Genomic DNA, 312 nt, shown 5'->3' on the forward strand with positions numbered 1-312 from the left:
CTTCCGTGACGCGCACCTGTCGGCGCAGGTTGCCGAATTCGAGCTTCCCGCTGCCGGCGCTGATCAGCACGACCTGATAGGCCTGAAGGATGCGGCCTCGAGACCAGCTGAAATGATGGTCGTCCGGATGACGGCTCGGAGGGTAACTGGAGTGCGGCGCAATGACCGAATAGCCCGTCGAGACAGCGGTGCAGCCCCATGCTGCAGAAATTCTGCTGTCAGGCATGTAGACGAAGTAGTTTTCCGTCATTTGACGTCGCCCTTTTAGGATCATTTTTTGTATGCAAATGATCACTTTTGTGGATTTTGGCG

Annotated in this window: 1 pseudogene; it reads right to left on the bottom strand. The window is 55.8% G+C overall.

Going from position 1 to position 312, the window contains the following annotated elements:
* Positions 1-250, bottom strand: a pseudogene (locus EOD29_RS31060) (AraC family transcriptional regulator); the annotation flags it as partial.
* Positions 251-312 lie beyond the last annotated feature (62 nt).

The organism is Mesorhizobium sp. M1A.T.Ca.IN.004.03.1.1 (assembly GCF_003997555.1).
Lineage (GTDB): Bacteria > Pseudomonadota > Alphaproteobacteria > Rhizobiales > Rhizobiaceae > Mesorhizobium.